Source organism: Saprospiraceae bacterium (assembly GCA_016714025.1).
Taxonomy (GTDB): domain Bacteria; phylum Bacteroidota; class Bacteroidia; order Chitinophagales; family Saprospiraceae; genus Vicinibacter.
In genome coordinates this window covers 1,923,128-1,938,896 of the sequence record JADJOB010000002.1, presented here as the reverse complement: position 1 = coordinate 1,938,896, position 15,769 = coordinate 1,923,128, and the positions used below count along the sequence as shown (strand labels likewise).

Sequence of the window (15,769 nt, the reverse complement as noted above, 5' to 3'; positions counted from 1 at the left end):
CAATGTATTCTGATCAAGCTTAACATGTCTATTGCACCGGTGTTTTTATACGTTTTTTTTGGAATTCTGGTAATTTGTTCCCTCGTCGCCTTGTGGATCGTTGCCAGCAAGTTCCGTTTGGAAGCAAGGGATGCTATTCGTGATAAAAATGAATTACGATTAATTTACGATCAATTGCGCAAAGAAAAATTTGATCTTGATGAAAAAATTCTCCAAACACTTGAGCAAGAAAGAACATATAAAGTTGCTTATGAAGACTGGAAATCCAAATATGTTATATTAGAAGAGAAATACCTTGAAGTAAAGCGCAAACTTGAAGATCCGTCGTTAATTACTGATTTCGAACAATCAAATCAAGCGCTCAAGCAATCTCAAAATTTAAACCAGGAATTAGAACTAAAAGTATTTGAGCTCGAGCAACAGCTCTTGCGTTTAAAAACAAATCAGAAATTGTCAGAATCAGAATCCGGAGATTCCAAAATTGTTGCTGACCTTAAATCCATTTTAGATCAACATCTAATGATTATAAGCAATATAATTGGTGATGAAAAAATGGAACAATATACTCAGAAAGCTCAGCCTTCGGATCCATTGCATTTAATTAAAGGAATCGATGAAGATGTTGAAAGTCGATTAATTTCTAAAGGAATTCGCAGTTTTGATCAAATAAAAAATACCTCTAAAAAGGATTTAAGAAAATGGATGGTAGAATTCGATGAAATTGATGATAAACTAATTGAATCCTGGCCCTATCAGGCAGAGGCAATCCTTAATGTTACAAATGAACAAGCTGTTCGAAAATTATAAAATCCTCAACTTCTTTTTCGATAGTTCCAAACAGCCCAAGGTATTATAACGGTTGCCATCCCAAGTATAGCTACTATATGTGGTAAAATATCTTTCAACCCACTCCCCTTCATGATGACCAGTCGCATGACTTGTACGAAATAGGCAATGGGATTAATTTTAGTAATGAATTGAGCCCATAGCGGCATGCTGTCAATTGAGGTATAGAGTCCGCTCAATAATATAAATACCATCATTACAAAGAATGAAATCAACATTGCCTGTTGCTGTGTGTTTGCATAGGTTGAAATCAAAAGACCTAATCCTAAAATGCAAAATAAATAAGCAGAAGAAAACAAATAAATAGATCCTATACTGCCAAGCGGTACAATGCCGTAAATTAATCGTGCTACTAATAAACCAAGGGTCAAAACCACTTGTCCCATAATCCAAAAAGGAATTAATTTACCAATAATAAAATGGTATTTCTTTATGGGCGAAACATTTATTTGTTCGATCGTTCCCAGTTCTTTCTCACGAACAAGATTTAAAGCAGACATATTTGCACCTACCATGGTCAGTAGAATAACCAAAATTCCAGGCACCATAAAATACTTATAATTCATAATTGGATTATACCAATATGAATGTTCTATTTTTATAATAGGCACCGGATTAAACCTTGGAAACTGAATCCATTTCAATCTGATTTCACGATTAAATTCACGCAGGATCGCCAATAAATATTGTGCCCCCAAACTAGCCCGTTGTCCATTGACCGCATTAACTGATGCTGAAAGAACTGCTTCGTTTTCCCGTATCAGTATCTTTTCAAATCCAGAAGGAATTTCCAAAATAATATCAACATTATCATGTTCCATTCGCTCTAATCCTTCGTGATAGGAATCAACATAAGAATTTAGTTTAAAATATCCGGATGAAGTAACTTTTTGAATCATTTCACGAACGTAGGTTGAATGATCGTGATCGACTACACACAGTTGAATATTTCTGACTTCATAATTTGCTGCCAATGGTAATAATATCAATTGGATCACAGGCATAACCAACAACATTCTTATGTTGGTTTTTTCACGAAAAAACTGACTGAATTCCTTTTGTATGATGAACTTAATGGTTCGCATTAATTAAAGGGTTAATCGCTTATCAAATTTTCGAATGCTAATAATAAAGAGCAGGCAGGTCATTCCAAATAAAATCAAAGTCTCTTTCCATATAGCTGAAAAACCAAGACCCTTTATCATAATGGCTTTTACAATATTAAAAAACCATTTTGAAGGAATTATGTTTGAAAGCATTTGTAACGGTATTGGCATATTATCTACTGGAAACATAAATCCACTAAACATCAACGTTGGCATAAATAACCCCACCAACGTGCCAAACATAGCCGCCGTTTGAGTCGCTGCAACTGAAGAAACAAACATCCCCAGTGAAAGTGAGGTAATAATAAAAAGGATTCCCTCCGCCAATAATAAAAATAGATTTCCCTTTACAGGAACTCCTAAAACAAAATAACTTAAAAGTAATATACTGCAGATATTAATAAACGACAATACAAGGTAAGGAATGGTTTTAGAAAGAATCACCAAAGCAGGCCTTAAAGGGGAAACGAGTAACACTTCCATGGTTCCCATTTCCTTTTCCCGGACGATCGCAATAGAGGTCATTAATGAGCAGATCAATAAAAGCACCATAGCCATAACTCCTGGCACAAAATTATATGCAGCCTTTAATTGAGGGTTATAGATCATTCTCACTTCAGGTTTAATCGTATATGGCAATTTATTGAGTGCAATCAATTCATTTTGATAATCACTAAATATTGAACTCATGTAATTAACCAAGGTTGTTCCGACATTCGGATCGGAGGCATCAGAAATCAATTGGATACTAACATCATTCTGATGATTTAAATCGGCACTTAAAGAGCTTGGAAAAACTACAACCAGGCGAATATGCCCTTGCTTAAATGCAGGATCGATTTCAGAATCACTGTGTAGCACCCTTACTATTTCAAAATATTTACTAGCTTGAATGCGTTCAATCAATTTATAACTTACCTCGTCAGCAGCATGATCTAGTATTGCAATTTTAGAGTTTTTAACTTCGTTAGAAAGGGCGAATCCAAAGATTAAAATCTGAGCAATAGGCATTCCAAATAAAATCAATAAGGTTCGTCGATCTCTTAAGATGTGAAGCCATTCCTTATTTACAAAAATCCAAAACTGCTTCATCATACTTCAATGCGACTAGATTTCCTAGCGAGATTTAAAAAAACGGCCTCCATATTGGATACGCCAATCTGTTGTCTCAATTCTAATGGGGCACCCAATGCTTCAATTTTCCCATCAACCATGATTGATACCCGGTTGCAATACTCGGCTTCATCCATATAATGCGTGGTGACAAATATGGTTGTCCCTCTGTGAGAAGCTTCCATAATTAACTCCCAAAATTCACGTCGCGTAATTGGATCTACTCCACCGGTTGGTTCATCCAAAAATACAAGTGGTGGATTGTGTAAAATTGAAATTGAAAATGCCAGTTTTTGTTTCCATCCAAGTGGAAGCGATTTTACCAAAACATTTCTTTCATTTATCAGATTTAAAAAATTTAAAATATCATCTGCCTTTGAATTAATTTCCTTGGTACGCAATCCATATATTCCTCCATAAAAACGCATGTTTTCATAAACAGTCAAATCTTCATAGAGCGAAAACCGTTGGCTCATGTAGCCAATATTTTTTTTAATTTGCTCTGCCTGTGTCTTTACATCATAACCAATAACTTTTGCTTCTCCTGAACTTGGATTCAATAACCCCGATAACATTTTGATCGCAGTCGTTTTCCCTGCACCGTTGGCCCCTAAAAATCCAAATATTTCACCTTGCTTTACATTAAAGCTGATGTTATCAACAGCAGTAAATTCTCCAAATCTTTTAGTTAGATTTGTAACTTCGATCAAATAATTTTCAGGCACTTTTTTTCATTAGATCCATGAAACAATCTTCAATTCCAGCCTTAATTTGAACTATTTCAATGTATTCGTGATGCAATGAAGTCAAATAGGCTTTACAAGAAACTATTTCATCAGTTAGATTTTTAAAAACTACATGACAACTATCTCCGAAAGCATAGCAAGAATAAACGAATTGCCATGACTTTAAATCTTGAATTAGACGATACATATCTTTTGCCCGAACACCAAATAATTTTTGTTCAAAATCATCAACAATGTTTGCAGGCTTGTCCACCTTAAACAAGCTTCCATCTAAAATCAATGCGACCCGATCGCATAAAGCTGCTTCATCCATGTAGGGTGTCGAAACTAAGATAGTTATCCCGTTTGACTGTAATTCTTTAAGCATATCCCAAAATTCCTTTCTAGAAACAGCATCTACACCGGTAGTTGGTTCATCCAGAAATAAAACAGAAGGTCTATGAATCAGTGCGCAGGACAAAGCAAGTTTTTGTTTCATTCCTCCAGAAAGCTGGCCTGCCCGACGATGCTTAAATGGTTCAATCTGCTGATAAATTGATTTTATTAAAGAATAATTCGTGCTAATGGTGGTATTAAACACCGAAGCAAAGAACTGCAAATTTTCCTCTACTGTTAAATCCTGATATAATGAAAACCGGCCCGGCATATACCCTATTCGCTTTCGAATTTCTTCAAAATCGTCAACTATATTTAAGCCATCAACATATCCTGTTCCCTTATCAGCCAATAGCAAGGTATTTAAAATACGAATCAGGCTTGATTTTCCTGATCCATCCGGTCCGATCAAACCGAATAATTCAGCCTTTGAAATTTGCAAATTAATATCTACAAGTGCTTTAACTTCCTGCTTTTTAAATCGGTATGATTTTGAAATGCCAATTGCTTCAATTGCAGTCATCTCTTAATTAAATTTCACTTCACCATACATACCTAATTTGAGGTACCCATCATTTTTAACGCGAATTTTAACAGCATATACCAAATTGGCCCTTTCGTCCTTAGTTTGAATGGTTTTTGGAGTAAATTCAGCTTTGTCACTGATATAACTTATAATTCCAGGAAACTCTTTTACAACCGAAGATGCATCGTCAACATATACTTTAACCTCTTGATTAAGTTTTATTTGAGTCAATTGACTTCCCGTAATATACGCTCTTAAATAAAGTTCATCGAGATTTGCCAATTTATAAATTGCTTTTCCAATAGTGACAACTTCTCCCTCATGAATATACTTAGTCAATAGCGTTCCTTTCATTGGATTTCTAATTAACGCTTTTTTCAAATAGTCATCTGCCATTGCCTTTCTTTTTTCAAGGGGTTCCTTCTCACTGGTAATTGCACGATTTTGAATTTTAATTAAGTCCTTCTGCGATTGAATTTGCTGTTTAATTAAAGTTACCTGACTCTGAGCGGTTTTAATCTGTTGCTCTAATATTGCAATTTGTGAAGTTAAATCATCTAATTGCTTTCCAGGTGCTGCATCTGCCTTAACAAGTTTCTCCAGTCTGACCTTTTCATACAAAGCATTTTTCAATTGTAATTGCAATACTTTTATTTGCTCTTCCTGCGATTCCATTTGAGCTTGCAAAATTTGCACTTGAGGAACGGCGGATAAGGTTTTACTATCCATTGCCTTAATTGATGATGCAATTTGTTCACTTTGCAATTCATATTGAATCGGGTCAATTTTTCCTACTACCGAATCCTTTTGCAATTCAGAACCTTCTTCCACATTAAATTCAATTACTTTACCGATCACTTCAGATGACACAATAATTTCATCGGATTCAAATACTCCGGAGGCATCCCTTTGCAAGCCATTTTGATTGCATGCCTGCAAAAAGCAAACTAAAATAATTATTGCGAATTTAGTACCGTACTGCTTCATAAATTTATTCCTGAATAATAGTAAAACAAATATTGAGATTGAAGAAACTGAACCTTATGAATAAATTCTGTTGTTCTGGCCTGTTCTTCCGCATTCAATTCACGCAAATAATCGCTTACCGTTATGATCCCATTTTCATATTGCGATCTGGAGGCATTTTTAATTTTTATACGAAGTTCAATTAATTCCTTATCGGATTTTAAAAGCTGGACATATTTTTGAATATCCTGATTTTGCTGCATCAAATTGAGTCTGGTATTAAACAAAAAGCTTTCCCGTTGAAGTTCAGCCAAATTTTTATTCAAAATTGATACTTTAGTTTCACTTCGATATTGATACAAAGCCGAAAAATTCCAGTTCAATTTAATTCCACCTATGTAATAGAGCTGGAACTCATTTTTTAAAAAATTCAATGCAGGATTGGAGTATCCAAATTGACCAAAAAGATTGATCTTAGGAATTGATTTCGAACGATTAAGCTTTAATTGTAAATTTGATAAATAAATCTGTTGATCAACCAATTGCAACTCAGGTCTCTGAATTACCGGACTTAATATGGGGTTCGGAGGTTCAATCAATTCAGCATTTGCTTCTAAATTTCTATTAATAAAAACACTAAGCATTTGAAGCAATTGATTCTTTTGCGAATTCACGTCAATACGCCGTTGATCCAATTTCAGTTTTTCTGCTTGAATTAAATAAAGTGTGTTAGCAGCAATAGTTTTGGCATTATAAGCCACTGTAGCTTTATTGATTTGCTCGACCAGATCCTTCTCAAGTAAATCCAAACTCTTTTGATGGAACTGACTGAGCAATATTCCAAAGTATAATTGCAATATTCGATCGTTTAATTTGTAAAGCTCTGTTTCAACTTTACTTATTTCAAGCTTAGCATTCGCCCGGGTTATTTTTTTTTGTAAATTTATACTGCCTCCATCATAAATAATCTGCCCGATATCAGCATAAAATTTATATTGATCTTTATTCAGTGGATCCGGAGTTGGAAACCCGGGAATATTGATATCAAGACTTGTAACATCTGATTGGTATGAAGCTTGTGCATTGACATTAACCTGTGGTAACCAGGCTTTGTTTAGAATAGTAACCGTTGTTTCACCCGTTTTGACGAGGAGGTCCAACTGTTTTATTTGAGGGTAATTTCTGCGAGCTAAAATAAGACAGGAATCCAAATTAATTTTAACAGCCTGAGCAACCATCTGATCACAATGACAGAATAAACTTAGGCCTAATAAAACAATCGTACGCAAGGAATAAGTCATTATCGTATTGCTTAAAAGTACAAATTTACTAACAAGTATAAATGCAAAATGTTTTCTGCTTCATTAATCGAGAATTATTAACCAATATTCTAAATTTTCAAACTATCCTGATGCATGATCAATTGAATTTGATTCTGGAAGCTTGAACAAATAGAATCTATTTTAAAGAATCCTCTTTCCATATCCGGTGCCATAATTGCTTCCACATCGATAAACATCAACACAGGCCTTAATAAAAAAGGAATTTGTCCATGATCAGTCCATAGGACAGTAGTTCGTTTAGAATTTTCAGCAGAAAGTATAAAGGATCCCATTGATTGAATTGAAAAAGGAAGCTTGCCCTTCAATTTATAGACCATTGAGTAAGGTGGATCTGCCTGGATAATCTCTATTAAACCTGTTCCGGATTTTTCTGGATCCCCTTTCCAATGCATAACCGCACCATTTTCAGCATCCTTTCCTTCAAATGTATACTGGATGGAATGATCTTTCTCTTGCCAGATTGACCAATTTTCCCAATTTTTAAGAATGCCTATCTGATTGTAAACCAATTTTTGTGAAGCCTGAACCACTCTGGTTCGCTCCACTTTAAAATTTGATTTAGCAAAAAACGCACTTAACAAATAAACGATTAATAAAATGAGAAATAATTTTGAAAATCCAGATAAATAATTCATAAATTAGATAAATAATATTAGTTAAAAACCAGTCAATTCTATTTTTACCACAAGTTAATAATTAGTTTATAGATACAGGATCAGAATTTCTAAAACAGATATCATTTATTAAATGAATTGTTTTATTGAATCTATATGGATAGCAATCCAGAAATCATAACTAATAAATAGCCCATAAACTCATTCAAGGTTGTAGGCCTTGTTCAGAACTAATTTAGATTCATGATAAACGCACTATAAAACAACCCAGGAATGAACCAAAATTAAGATTCAAACCTGAATTGTACTGACAGATTTTTAAACCAATGGCAATGTTCGTACTTAAATTTGGGAGTGGATTAGTATAAATCCCATAATCTTCTTTAAAAGCACCTATAACCCATACTGTTTTATGCAAGGTCTATTATAAAAAAATCACATTGAATTGAGAATCAATTAATTTATTAAATTTAATAATAGCTTTAAAATACTAAAAAAAACAGATCTTGTAGCAGTTTTTACAATCCGCTCCATGGAGATAAAAAGTAAACTAATTCTACTAATTGTTGCTTGTTTAGCTTTTGGGCTATTCTCAAATCTTTACACCCTCGAGCTGCGAGCAGAAGAACCCAGACGTGCTGCTACTGCTATCGAGATGTATTTGACCAAAGACTATGTGGTCCCACATTTGAACTCGTATAACTATTACAATAAACCCCCATTATTCAGTTGGGTTCTCACTTTTTTCTTTAGTTTATTTGGTTCATTTGATGAATGGGTGGTTCGATTGCCTTCCCTATTGTCATTTGTAACTGCTGCCTTATTGCATTTTTTAATAAGTAAAAAACATATTGGATTTGAAGCCGCATTATTATCTTCATTATTTTATTTAAGCTCTGCTGATTTATTATTTTATGGGAGTTTAAATTCGGGTGAAATTGATTTTTTTTATTGTCTGATAAGCTATATTCAGGTCATTTCACTTTTTAGTTATTTTCACAAAAATAATTCCTGGTTACTAATACTATCCTATTTAGCAGCATCAGTCGGGTTTTTAACTAAAGGTTTTCCAGCAATTGCTTATCAAGGATTTGGAATCATAGCACTTTGTATACAAACCAAGAAATGGCAAAATCTAATTAAACCAGTTCATTTCGTTGCAATTTGTTGTTTTGCAATTCCAGTTTTTACCTATTATTACTTGTATTACTTAAGAGAAGGTGCCACCGTTTTTTCTTATATCATTCGTTTGTTTGAAGAAAGTTCACAGCGAACTGGTTTTGGAAGTCGGTTTCACAAAATCATAATGAATCTAATAAATTTTCCACTTAAACTGGTACGCTTTTTATTTCCTTGGTCACTGCTATTATTATTTATATGGAAGCGCCATGTATGGATTAACTTATTTTCGAATTCTTTCTTAAAATTTGCATGTTTATTTTTAGCCTGCAATATGCCCATATATTGGCTTAGCGGAGAAACCAAAAGTCGCTATCTCTATTTATTTTACATATTGATTTTAAGCATTCTTGCATATCATTATTTGAATCATCCCGAACGTTCAAAATTCAGGAAAACGTTTGAAGTCTCTGGATTCATCATCCTCGGATGCATGACCTTGGCCCCTTTGATTTTAAATTTTGTGCCAAACCTAAGTGCTATACCCCATTTGTTTTTAAAGTCAGTTATCGCCCTTTGTGTCTTTGCAGGTATTTTATATGCCTATTCTCAAACAAATGAATTAAAAATCTATTATTTAATTTTGTCAATGGCCCTTTTCAGGATTGCTTTAAATGTATTTTATCTACCCGCAATACCTCAAATTGAGTCCAGATTATTTCGACCTACAATTGCTGAAATATTAGAAATTACAAAATCAGAACCTATCCACCTTTATGGCAAATCAAATAAGATTCATACAAATTTATTTTTAGGGAAATTCGAACTTACCGACTCAAAACTGGAAACAGCACCCCTATTGCCTTATCAAATACCTTATTACATTACAAAGTCCAATAAGCATATCATGCAATTTGATTCAGTCTTAAAAGATCAAACATTTTACATTGGACATAAATATGATTTCAGAGATCAGCCAATTCAAATTTATTTTCGATTTTATGACTTTTGGTTAAAAGACAGCTTGTATCTCGCAAAGTTGGACAAGCCCAATTAAATTTAATCTGAAGATAAATTTAGAAACAATACGATTTTTTCACGATGAGTGCTTCTGCAATTCTACGTCGATGAGCTTTAACATTGACCGGTTCGTATCTGGAAAAACGCTTTATTCCAAGTAACATGATTCGAAGTTCATCACCACTTGCAAATGAAGTCAAGGCATCTTGTCCATTTTTTACAAGTCTTGCTTGTGCATCCCAGAAAAAAACTTTCATTGCAGATTCATTTAAATCTGTCAACTTTTCAGGGTATTTCCCTTTTAGTTTTTGAATCCTTAAAACAATTGATTCAGCCAGATATAAATCGATGATCATATCTGCGACATTGATTAATATTTCCTGTTGCGTTTTAAGATCATGCTTTCCATCCATTTGATACTTTACCGCTGCCCCGGCTACCATGAGTACCATCTTACGAAAATCCTTAATACTTCTGATTTCCAAAGCATAGTCTTCATCAGAAAGATTCATAGAAGGCAAACTTGTCAATTCTTTTTGTACTTCCCAGGCAGGTCCCACCAGGTCCAATTGGCCTTTTAGGGTTCGGCGTAAAATCATGTTGATGATCAACATCCGATTAATTTCATTGGTACCCTCGTAAATTCGATTTATCCGGGTATCTCTATAGATTCTTGCAGGTGCATATTCTTCACTATACCCATAACCTCCATGGATTTGGATTAATTCATCAACAACATAATCTATAATTTCAGATCCGCTGATTTTAATGATTGCACATTCAACTGCATATTCTTCTGCAGAAGTTAACATGGCTGTTGCGGCATCTTTACCTGATTGGGTTGAAACTATTTTTCGATCTTCCATTAGATCTGCAACCCGATAAACGGTTGACTCCAATGCAAAGATGCGTATGGCTGATTCCGCTAATTTAAACTGAATGGCTCCGTAACTGGAAATTGGATGATCAAACTGTTGCCGTTCGTTAGCGTAGCGAATTGCCATTTCTAACAAGCGTTTGGTACCCCCCATACAAATTGTGCCCAATTTATATCGACCAATGTTCAACACATTAAAAGCAATTAGATGTCCTTTTCCAATTTCTCCCAAAATGTTAGAAACCGGAACGATTACTTTATCAAAATACACTTGTCGTGTTGATGAGCCTTTAATTCCGAGTTTATGCTCTTCTGCTCCAAGACTAATTCCAGGCAAGTGGCTGTCTACAACGAATCCTGTAAATTTAGTTCCATCGACTTGTGCAAAAACGATGAATACATCTGCAAAGCCTGCATTAGTGATCCAGATTTTTTGACCTGTTATTAAATAGGCATTTTTATCATCTGTTAAAACGGCTTGAGTTTTAGCAGCGAGCGCATCGGAGCCTGATCCCGGTTCTGTCAGGCAATAAGCAGCTTTAATGGATCCGTTACACATACCCGGCAAATACTTCAATTTAAGTGCTTCCGAACCGAAATAGAAAATAGGGAGCATACCAATGCCTGTATGAGCAGCTAGTGTTGTATTGAATGAAGCTTCACCTCTACCCAGTTCTTCAGATATGAGGGTATTACTAAATGTATCTAGGGGATTCCCGCCATAATGTTCCGGGATATGTGAACCCAATAGACCTAATGAAGCAGCCTCCTGCAAGAGTGAAACTTGTTCGTTTATATCATTCCCTCGAGCTAAAACTTCCTGTTCAACAAAAGTTCGTACAGATTGACGGATCATTTCCTGATCTTCATTGAGATCTTCCGGAATAAAATTCAAATTAAAATCAGTGTCCTTAATTAAAAATTCACCACCATTTAATAGCAACTCACTCATGTTTGATCTTATTAATCGGAAAAACCATCCGTATTAATAAAACGAAAATAGCTGCAATTAGATGTACAGCACCGCAGGTATTTTTAGAAAGCCTGATTGATTATTTGTTTTTTGAATGGTGTATTCAGGAACAAACAAGAGCTTAAAGGAATGTGCTTAAACTAATTCTCTGTATTTCTTTTGATTAAAAACCATTTGAACGAAAGAACCTGATAAGAATTCCTGTGTATCAATTTGAGATTGTAACATTGGACCTTTATACTTTCCAGATAATAACATTCTGGCAGCTTCCAACATAGGAGCAGCTGTGGTTGTTTGGATGGCTTTTAATTTATGGCTTCCCACAAAAGAAGGTTCAATGCGAAGACTACGCTCCTTGATGCGAATGGAACCCGAAGCATCCTTTCCAGTAATCCCAACATATAGAATGATAAGGTCCTCATCAACATTGGGGATAACTTGTTTCATTTTATCTAACAGTGCAATTTCAGGATGTGCTTGCGATCCGATTTCGGCCAACTGATTTTTAACCCATTGGTAATGCCCTGGATAACGAATGGTTTTATAATCCAGGTTGCGAACCTTTCCTGAAAAATAATCCGGTAAATCAGCAGCCCCTCCACTGGTAAAATCATCTTCATAATGAATGCCGTCTATTAATATATCGGTTGTTTCTGTAAGGGAGGGAATGGTTGTTTTAATTCCGTTGCGAATTACAATGGCATCTTTTACATATTCTGTTGCAACGCCAATTGGACTCCAGGTAAACCCATAATAATGCGGGTTGGTAGTAATACGTGTCAAAGCTCCTACTTTCATAGCAATTTGGTCTACCTGTTGATCCCCATACTGTGACACAAAATCCTTGTATAAATGATTGGCAAGAATATTCACATATCCTGGAGCCAGACCCGATTGTAAGATAAAACCGGTTTCAGCATCTTTTGCTAATTCAAGAATTTGATTGGTTTCATCTACATACTCGGTAAGATTTACGTAGTGCAACTTGTATTTTTTTGCAAAAGCAGCCATTTTGGGTGCTTCTGAACCCGGAAGGCAGTCCAATAGAATGTCCGCCGATTTTAAAATGTAGTCCATATGTTCAGAGACCACATCCTGTTTTATTTCAAACGATTCAATATTAACCAGACTGGAGGCCCCTTTTTGAATCCATTGACACGCTTCTTCAGCGATATCAAGTTGGATATCTCCAATAAAAATTTCACAATCAAAATCAGGTTGTTCAGCCATAATCAAGCCTGCAGCACGTCCAATTCCACCAGCTCCGGCAATGATCACTTTGTGTTTTATATACATGTTCAATCGATTTAGACTGCAAAATTAAAAATGCCAACCTAGCGCGAGCCAAACTTGGGAACAATTAACATATAAAAGGGATTGAATACATTAGGTTTACACATTATTATATTTATATATATGAAATTTTAAAACATATTATTAATATTTATAATATTTAAAATACAGATTTACACTAAAAAATAAATAATTTTTTAGTGTAATATGTAAAAAACGCATACATTAGCGTCTGAATTAATATATAATCTACTATAGTCCTATGGCGCGGTCAAAAAAGAATAAAGAGACTGCCTGGCAATCCTTTGTCGCCAGGTTACAAGATGAACGTCTCTCCAAAATTATTGCCATCCTCTGTTTTATGATGGCTCTGTTTATCCTGGTTTCCTCTATTTCCTATTTCTTTACCTGGAAAGCAGATCAGGATAAGATTTTTAGCTATTCCTGGCACATCTTATTTAATTCTAAAGTAAACATTGCCAATAGTTTAGGTAAGTTAGGCGCATTGAGTTCGCATTTCTTATTTTATTATGGATTCGGCATTGCCGCCCTCCTCATAGTGCCAATATTTATCCATTTAGGATTCCGGTTTCTACATAGATCCGGTTGGTTATCCTTCCTAAGATTCACAACCCATACTTTGGTGATCATGTCTCTTTTATCTATGATCTTTTATTATGTGTTTCAAAATTGGAGTTTCCCCTATGGAGGAGCTTTTGGCGCACGAAATTGTCTATGGATGGAAGGAATTATGGGCCCCATAGGAGCAGGTTTGGGTTTAGTTTTTGGATTAATTGCCCTGGTCGTATGGTATTACAACCCGAATTTGCAAAACTTTCAAACCGATGCGGTTGGACACACTGCGGTTTCGTCGATGTGGAATGCGGATTGGTTTAATTTTAAAAGCGCATTTCAAAACGTTTCGAATGAAGGCGGCCACAATCCAGAGCAGTTTTTAAAAACTACCCCAAATCCAACACCGCAGCAAAAACCTATCATGGTAGACTGGAGTGAACATCCAGACCAGGATGATCTTTTAGCATCTTTGGCACCAAAAGAAGATAAACCAAGCCAAACACCAGACCTTGAAATTGCCATTCCAGATCCTACTGATTTTCTAATGGAACCCCCTGTAAGAGCAACAGAACAAAGTGATCATCAGTTTTTCCCACAAGCCGTCTCATTAGATGACGACGGCTGGGAAGCTGAGGATCTTACGCCTTATGACCACAAAGCAAATCTTTCAGGATACAAAGCACCTCAGCTTGACTTACTCCATGATTATTCGGATCAAAAATTTGAAATCGATCGCGAAGAATTGGAAACCAATAAAAATTTAATTATTGCAACACTCCAACATTATAAAATTGAAATTCAAAAAATAAAAGCAACCATCGGGCCAACGGTAACTCTTTATGAAATAGTTCCTGCTCCTGGTGTACGGATTTCAAGAATTAAAAGTCTTGAAGATGATATCGCTTTAAGTTTATCAGCTCAAGGCATTCGAATTATTGCACCCATTCCCGGCAAAGGCACGATCGGGATTGAGGTTGCAAATAAAAATCGGCAGACAGTCGCTTTAAAAGAACTGCTTCGCTCAGAACGATTTAATGATCAAAAATTAGAGTTGCCCATCGCCCTGGGTAAAAATATTTCAAATGAAGTAATCGTTGCGGATCTTACCAAAATGCCTCACCTGTTAATTGCAGGTGCAACAGGTCAGGGAAAATCTGTAGGGATCAATGCCATCCTGATGTCTTTGCTTTACCGCAAACATCCATCTGAAGTGAAGTTGGTCTTAATAGATCCTAAAAAAGTAGAGTTGCCAATTTATTCTGAAATCAGCAAACACTTTTTAGCTCAATTGCCAAATTCTGATGAAGCCATTATCACGGATAACTCCAAAGTAATTTATACACTCAATTCGTTGTGCATTGAGATGGATCAACGGTATGGTTTATTAAAAATGGCTCGGGTCAGAAATATTCTGGAGTACAATGACAAATTTACCAAACGCAGATTAAACCCTGAAAAAGGACATAAGTACTTGCCTTACATCGTGCTGGTTATTGACGAATTTGCAGATTTAATCATGACTGCAGGTAAAGAAGTTGAAATGCCCCTGGGTCGTTTAGCACAATTGGCTCGTGCTGTAGGTATCCATTTAATTATTGCAACCCAAAGGCCTTCAGTTAAAATTATAACCGGTTTGATTAAAGCAAACTTTCCGGGAAGAATCGCATTTAAAGTTTCTTCCAACATTGACTCTCGTACCATTTTGGATTACGGAGGCGCCGAACGCTTAATCGGACGTGGAGATATGCTGTTTAATGTAGGTTCCGATATGATTCGTTTGCAATGTGCATATGTTGACACACCGGAAGTTGAACGGGTAATTAAATTTATTGGAAACCAACAAAGTTACGGTACACCCTACCTGCTTCCTGAATATAAAGGCGACGAAAACGACAATGACAATGGCGGTTCATCCATAAATATAAACGATTTAGATGAAAACCTTTTTGAAGCTGCACGCCTTGTCGTTCAATCTCAACATGGAAGTACCAGCATGATTCAACGCCGAATGAAACTTGGATACAATCGTGCAGGTCGCATCATGGATCAACTTGAAAGCCTTGGAATTGTAAGCACCGGGGAAGGAAGCAAACCAAGAGAAGTATTGGTTTTTACTGAACCGGAATTGGACAATATCCTATCGAAATTGAAACGCTAAAATAAAACAGATTACTACACCATACGACTAAAGACTCTCGAAGATCTTTTTTGATTTTCCAACTGAGAATGATAGTAGATTTTTGCCCCTGCTGACCACAGGGGCTTTTTTTATCCTG

General features: G+C 35.5%; 12 protein-coding genes. 3 read left to right on the top strand and 9 right to left on the bottom strand.

The genetic code is table 11. The features are described from left to right. Positions 1–24: 24 nt before the first annotated feature. Complete coding sequence (locus IPJ80_10750; GenBank protein ID MBK7913965.1) at positions 25–807, top strand: hypothetical protein; 783 nt, start codon at positions 25–27, stop codon at positions 805–807. Between the two features lie 5 nt (positions 808–812). Here IPJ80_10750 and IPJ80_10745 read toward each other — a convergent pair whose 3' ends face one another. The 7 genes from IPJ80_10745 to IPJ80_10715 all read right to left on the bottom strand — a co-directional run bounded on the left by IPJ80_10745 (position 813) and on the right by IPJ80_10715 (position 7,656). Next, positions 813–1,931 (bottom strand): ABC transporter permease, encoded by a 1,119-nt coding sequence (locus IPJ80_10745; GenBank protein MBK7913964.1) that lies wholly within the window; start codon positions 1,929–1,931, stop codon positions 813–815. A 3-nt stretch (positions 1,932–1,934) separates the two neighbouring features. Then, on the bottom strand, positions 1,935–3,044 hold the full coding sequence (locus tag IPJ80_10740) for an ABC transporter permease (protein MBK7913963.1): 1,110 nt from the start codon (positions 3,042–3,044) through the stop codon (positions 1,935–1,937). Further along, the gene (locus IPJ80_10735; GenBank protein MBK7913962.1) at positions 3,044–3,790 is read right to left on the bottom strand and encodes an ABC transporter ATP-binding protein; all 747 of its coding nucleotides are present in this window, start codon (positions 3,788–3,790) and stop codon (positions 3,044–3,046) included. The genes IPJ80_10740 and IPJ80_10735 overlap by 1 nt, the downstream gene beginning before the upstream one ends. Continuing rightward, positions 3,783–4,709 carry an ABC transporter ATP-binding protein gene (locus tag IPJ80_10730; protein ID MBK7913961.1) on the bottom strand — a complete coding sequence of 309 codons (927 nt, stop codon included), beginning with the start codon at positions 4,707–4,709 and terminating at the stop codon, positions 3,783–3,785. The genes IPJ80_10735 and IPJ80_10730 overlap by 8 nt, the downstream gene beginning before the upstream one ends. 3 nt (positions 4,710–4,712) lie before the next feature. After that, positions 4,713–5,699 carry an efflux RND transporter periplasmic adaptor subunit gene (locus IPJ80_10725; GenBank protein ID MBK7913960.1) on the bottom strand — a complete coding sequence of 329 codons (987 nt, stop codon included), beginning with the start codon at positions 5,697–5,699 and terminating at the stop codon, positions 4,713–4,715. Beyond that, positions 5,696–6,979, bottom strand: coding sequence for a TolC family protein (locus IPJ80_10720; GenBank protein ID MBK7913959.1), 1,284 nt, complete (start codon positions 6,977–6,979; stop codon positions 5,696–5,698). Before IPJ80_10720 ends, IPJ80_10725 begins: the two co-directional genes overlap by 4 nt. Before the next feature lie 89 nt (positions 6,980–7,068). After that, positions 7,069–7,656: an SRPBCC family protein gene (locus IPJ80_10715; GenBank protein ID MBK7913958.1), complete on the bottom strand. Its 588-nt coding sequence runs from the start codon at positions 7,654–7,656 to the stop codon at positions 7,069–7,071. Between the two features lie 511 nt (positions 7,657–8,167). On the opposite strand from IPJ80_10715, the gene IPJ80_10710 reads away from it, so the two are divergent. After that, positions 8,168–9,811, top strand: coding sequence for a glycosyltransferase family 39 protein (locus tag IPJ80_10710; protein ID MBK7913957.1), 1,644 nt, complete (start codon positions 8,168–8,170; stop codon positions 9,809–9,811). Between the two features lie 19 nt (positions 9,812–9,830). Here the strand turns inward: IPJ80_10710 and IPJ80_10705 are convergent, their stop codons facing one another. Then, entirely contained in the window at positions 9,831–11,603 is a 1,773-nt protein-coding gene (locus tag IPJ80_10705) for an acyl-CoA dehydrogenase family protein (protein MBK7913956.1), read from the bottom strand. A 156-nt stretch (positions 11,604–11,759) separates the two neighbouring features. After that, complete coding sequence (locus tag IPJ80_10700) at positions 11,760–12,920, bottom strand: saccharopine dehydrogenase NADP-binding domain-containing protein (protein ID MBK7913955.1); 1,161 nt, start codon at positions 12,918–12,920, stop codon at positions 11,760–11,762. Positions 12,921–13,179: 259 nt separating this feature from the next. On the opposite strand from IPJ80_10700, the gene IPJ80_10695 reads away from it, so the two are divergent. Further along, positions 13,180–15,651: a DNA translocase FtsK 4TM domain-containing protein gene (locus IPJ80_10695; GenBank protein MBK7913954.1), complete on the top strand. Its 2,472-nt coding sequence runs from the start codon at positions 13,180–13,182 to the stop codon at positions 15,649–15,651. The last annotated feature ends 118 nt before the right edge of the window (positions 15,652–15,769 follow it).

Coding starts and splice junctions, on each gene's coding strand:
- IPJ80_10710 (MBK7913957.1), top strand. CDS start 8,168: ATGGAGATAAAAAGTAAACTAATTCTACTAATTGTTGCTTGTTTAGCT.
- IPJ80_10745 (MBK7913964.1), bottom strand. CDS start 1,931: ATGCGAACCATTAAGTTCATCATACAAAAGGAATTCAGTCAGTTTTTT.
- IPJ80_10705 (MBK7913956.1), bottom strand. CDS start 11,603: ATGAGTGAGTTGCTATTAAATGGTGGTGAATTTTTAATTAAGGACACT.
- IPJ80_10750 (MBK7913965.1), top strand. CDS start 25: ATGTCTATTGCACCGGTGTTTTTATACGTTTTTTTTGGAATTCTGGTA.
- IPJ80_10695 (MBK7913954.1), top strand. CDS start 13,180: ATGGCGCGGTCAAAAAAGAATAAAGAGACTGCCTGGCAATCCTTTGTC.
- IPJ80_10700 (MBK7913955.1), bottom strand. CDS start 12,920: ATGTATATAAAACACAAAGTGATCATTGCCGGAGCTGGTGGAATTGGA.
- IPJ80_10730 (MBK7913961.1), bottom strand. CDS start 4,709: ATGACTGCAATTGAAGCAATTGGCATTTCAAAATCATACCGATTTAAA.
- IPJ80_10740 (MBK7913963.1), bottom strand. CDS start 3,044: ATGAAGCAGTTTTGGATTTTTGTAAATAAGGAATGGCTTCACATCTTA.
- IPJ80_10720 (MBK7913959.1), bottom strand. CDS start 6,979: ATGACTTATTCCTTGCGTACGATTGTTTTATTAGGCCTAAGTTTATTC.
- IPJ80_10715 (MBK7913958.1), bottom strand. CDS start 7,656: ATGAATTATTTATCTGGATTTTCAAAATTATTTCTCATTTTATTAATC.
- IPJ80_10725 (MBK7913960.1), bottom strand. CDS start 5,699: ATGAAGCAGTACGGTACTAAATTCGCAATAATTATTTTAGTTTGCTTT.